Below are 3,560 nucleotides of genomic sequence, written 5' to 3'. Positions count from 1 at the left end.
TTTTAACTCTTTCATCTCAGATTGAAATTTTGAATTCGGAAGTAACCCAGATTTCCAAACAAATACTTCAGATGCAAAAAAGTAGTTCAAAAGACGAATTAGGGTCATATTCACTGACAAGTTTATATGCATCAATGTTAAGCAAGAAAATAGATTTGGAAAATACAGTCACTGACCTTAACTCTCAGCTTAGTATGTCGCATGAATTTGAATATCTTCAACAGCCCTATGTTTCGAATACTCCGATAAAGCCAAAAAAGTTGCTTAATGTAGCAATTGCAGGAGTTGCAGCACTCTTCTTCTCAATTTTACTCGCCTTCTTTCTTGAGTATATGGAAGGCACGCAGGGGAACAAAGAGGTGGCAAAGATGTGAAAAGATTTGCTGTTTTGTTTATAGCAAACTTTTTAATTATTACTTCAATGCTTAATTTCTTTACAAATGTAGTGAATGTAATGCCTTATTCAGTTAATATAAGCGGACAGATTCTGTTTGCGAAAGGAAAGGCGAATCTCAAAATAAAGGATAATGCAGGCGATATTGTCCTCATTAATGGTAAGAAGGTCCAGATTGATTCCTCCAATGCAAAAGTTACCCCGATTATCAAAAACGACAGAACAATGCTCCCTATTCGTTTTGTTGCAGAGTCTATTGGTGCACATGTGAACTGGTATCAAACGGACAAAAGCATTTTAATTGTTTATCCTAAAGAATAAAGGAGGCTTTTGGTGAAAGTTATAATTCTTGCAGGTGGAAAGGGTACAAGGCTTTGGCCGTTATCAATGATGACAGGAAGGAAAAATGAGTAGTCTATTTGTTATTAGATCAAGAGCTCCTTTGAGAATAAGTTTTGCAGGAGGTGGAACTGATGTTTCCCCTTATGTGGACGAGCATGGGGGGGTTGTTCTCAATAGCACTATTAACCGTTTTGCTTATGCAACAATTATTCCCAAAGGCAATAAAGAAGTAGAAATAGCAAGCCTTGACTATGATGTAATATTAAAGTATACAATAGACAAAGAGATAGCGTTTGATGGACAGTTGGACCTTATAAAGGGGGTAATCAATAAATTCCGTTCAAGATACGGACTTAATAATGGATTTAGGATTTTTGTGCATAGTGATGCGCCTCCTGGTTCGGGTTTAGGCTCATCGTCTGCAATTGCAGTAGCAGTAATAGTGGCCTTTGCAAAATTAGTGAAACTGCCATTAACTCCCTATGAACTTGCAGAACTTGCCTATGAGATTGAGAGGGTGGATGTTGGCATAAAAGGCGGAAAACAAGACCAATATGCGTCTTCTTTTGGTGGAATGAATTTTATTGAGTTTAATAAAGATATTACTGTTGTAAATCCTTTGCGTATAGAAAAAAGCATCTTAAATGAGTTAGAATATAGTTTAATTCTTGGCTACATAGGAAGCACTCGTACCTCTTCAAAGATTATAGAGAAACAGATCAAGAATTACAAAGAAAAACAAAAAGATGCAATCTGTGCAATGGATAACATAAAGAAACTTGCTTTTGAAATGAAAAATGCTCTTTTAAGAGGAGAACTCCATCGTTTTGGTGAACTTCTTAACGAAGAGTGGTATGAAAAGAAAAAGATGGCTGAAGGTATATCGAATGAAATAATAGATAGGATATATGAAGAAGCACTCAAGGCAGGCGCAATAGGCGGTAAAATTTCAGGTGCAGGTGGCGGCGGTTTTATGTTTTTCTATACAGAATTTGATAAAAAGGTAAGCGTGATAAATAGATTAAAAGAATTGGGCGTTCAGGTGCTCCCATTTAGTTTTGTAGAAGATGGGGCTACTGCTTGGGAGGTAAAAAATGGATAGTAGAAAATTGCTGCAGGAGAGAATTAAAGACCATATCCAGATTACGGGCAATCTACTTTCTACCTGTGGAGAAGATATGATTAAATTGTTTGATGTTTGTATAAATGCTATAAGGCGTGGCAATAAAATAATTCTTTTTGGTAACGGCGGTTCTGCGTCACAAGCTGAGCATATAGCAGGAGAATTGGTTGGCAAATTTTATAAAGTAAGAAAAGCATTGCCTGCAATTTCACTTACAACAAGTTCAACAATTATTACTGCCACTGCAAATGATATATCGTTCGATGAAATTTTTTCACGGCAAATTGAGGCCTTAGGAAATAAAGGCGATGTAGCAATTGGTCTTTCAACAAGCGGAAACTCAAAAAATATTATTAATGCCATTAAAAAGGCAAATGAACTCGGTATTTATACCGTTGCATTTACCGGCGAAACAGGAGGCAAATTGAAAGATTTTGCAAACCTGTGCATAAGAGTTCCATCGCAGGATACCCCAAGAATTCAGGAAATGCATATACTACTTGGGCACACTCTATGTGAAGTTATAGAGGAGGCTTTGAGTTAATGCAGGCGTTAATCCTTGCAGGTGGACGGGGCACACGGATAAGAGAAATTACAAAAGACGAAATTTCAAAAGTAATGCTTCCCGTTAATGGTAAACCTTTTCTTTATTATATTCTGATGTATCTTAAAAAAGAGGGCATAAAGGATGTTGTTCTCTGTGTGGGCTACAAAAAAGAAAAGATAAAAGAGTATTTTAAAGATGGCTCTGATCTTGGATTAAAGATAACATATAGTGACGAAAATGTTCCTTTAGGAACTGCAGGCGCAATAAAAAACGCCGAGAAATTTATTATAAGTAACACATTTTTCCTTCTAAACGGAGACACACTATTCCCTGTAGATTTAAAAGAACTTCTTAATTTCCATAATTCAAAAAATGCTTTGATTACAATGGCATTAAAAAATATGGATGATTGTTTCAGATACGGTAGGGTGGAATTAGATGCAAATTGTGAGGTGACAGAGTTTATTGAAAAAGGAATTCATGAGGCTGGGTTAATTAATGGTGGAATATATGTTATGAAAAAAATAATTCTTAATAAAATACAAGATAACACGCCGGTTTCTCTTGAGAAAGATATTCTACCATCTTTAATTAGAAATGGTTTATACGGAAAAGTTTTTAATGCCTATTTTATAGATATAGGGATTAAAGAGGATTATGAAAAAGCAACAAAAGAAGTGCACAATATTTTTGGATAGGGACGGAGTAATTAACGAGAAAGCTCCGGAAGGAGATTATATTAAATCTCCTGAAGAACTAAAATTATTAAATGGAGCAGCGGAAGCAATAAAAGAATTTAATAAGAGGGGGTATCTTGTAATAGTTATCACCAACCAAAGAGGTATAGGCAAAGGAATAATGAGCAAAAATGACTTCGAAAAAGTAATGGCAAAATTGAATGAAGAACTCAAAAAATATGGTGCGCATATAGATGCCTATTATTACTGTCCCGATGTTGATGACACATCTCCTTGCAGAAAACCAAATATTGGAATGTTTCTTAAAGCAAAAGAGGATTTTCCAGACATAGATTTCAGAAACTCGTTTGTTGTAGGTGATTCATGGAGGGATGTAGAAGCAGGAAAAAGATTGGGGGCGATAACAATCCTCATTAACAGCAATACCTCTGCTCAAATTGAAAGTGATTATGTTGT

7 protein-coding genes are annotated in these 3,560 nt (G+C 35.6%); all 7 read left to right on the top strand.

Annotation, left to right across the window (positions count from 1 at the left end):
- Positions 1-374: hypothetical protein (locus tag JHC30_08435; protein MCI4464168.1), on the top strand; the 374-nt coding region annotated here is incomplete at its 5' end.
- A complete protein-coding gene (locus JHC30_08430) occupies positions 371-715 on the top strand; it encodes a hypothetical protein (GenBank protein MCI4464167.1) in 345 nt (114 codons plus the stop codon). The genes JHC30_08435 and JHC30_08430, both read left to right, overlap by 4 nt.
- Before the next feature lie 9 nt (positions 716-724).
- Positions 725-808: a hypothetical protein gene (locus tag JHC30_08425; protein MCI4464166.1), complete on the top strand. Its 84-nt coding sequence runs from the start codon at positions 725-727 to the stop codon at positions 806-808.
- Positions 801-1,838, top strand: a complete 1,038-nt coding sequence (locus tag JHC30_08420) for a GHMP kinase (protein MCI4464165.1) — start codon at positions 801-803, stop codon at positions 1,836-1,838. Before JHC30_08425 ends, JHC30_08420 begins: the two co-directional genes overlap by 8 nt.
- Positions 1,831-2,403 carry an SIS domain-containing protein gene (locus JHC30_08415; protein MCI4464164.1) on the top strand — a complete coding sequence of 191 codons (573 nt, stop codon included), beginning with the start codon at positions 1,831-1,833 and terminating at the stop codon, positions 2,401-2,403. Before JHC30_08420 ends, JHC30_08415 begins: the two co-directional genes overlap by 8 nt.
- On the top strand, positions 2,403-3,104 hold the full coding sequence (locus JHC30_08410; protein ID MCI4464163.1) for a nucleotidyltransferase family protein: 702 nt from the start codon (positions 2,403-2,405) through the stop codon (positions 3,102-3,104). Before JHC30_08415 ends, JHC30_08410 begins: the two co-directional genes overlap by 1 nt.
- On the top strand, positions 3,064-3,560 hold a 497-nt coding region (locus JHC30_08405), incomplete at its 3' end, for an HAD family hydrolase (protein MCI4464162.1). The genes JHC30_08410 and JHC30_08405, both read left to right, overlap by 41 nt.

Source organism: Caldisericum sp., assembly GCA_022759145.1.
Lineage (GTDB): Bacteria > Caldisericota > Caldisericia > Caldisericales > Caldisericaceae > Caldisericum.
The sequence above is the reverse complement of the archived record's forward strand: the minus strand, read 5'-3'. Positions and strand labels throughout refer to the sequence as shown.

Coding starts and splice junctions, on each gene's coding strand:
- JHC30_08420 (MCI4464165.1), top strand. CDS start 801: ATGAGTAGTCTATTTGTTATTAGATCAAGAGCTCCTTTGAGAATAAGT.
- JHC30_08410 (MCI4464163.1), top strand. CDS start 2,403: ATGCAGGCGTTAATCCTTGCAGGTGGACGGGGCACACGGATAAGAGAA.
- JHC30_08415 (MCI4464164.1), top strand. CDS start 1,831: ATGGATAGTAGAAAATTGCTGCAGGAGAGAATTAAAGACCATATCCAG.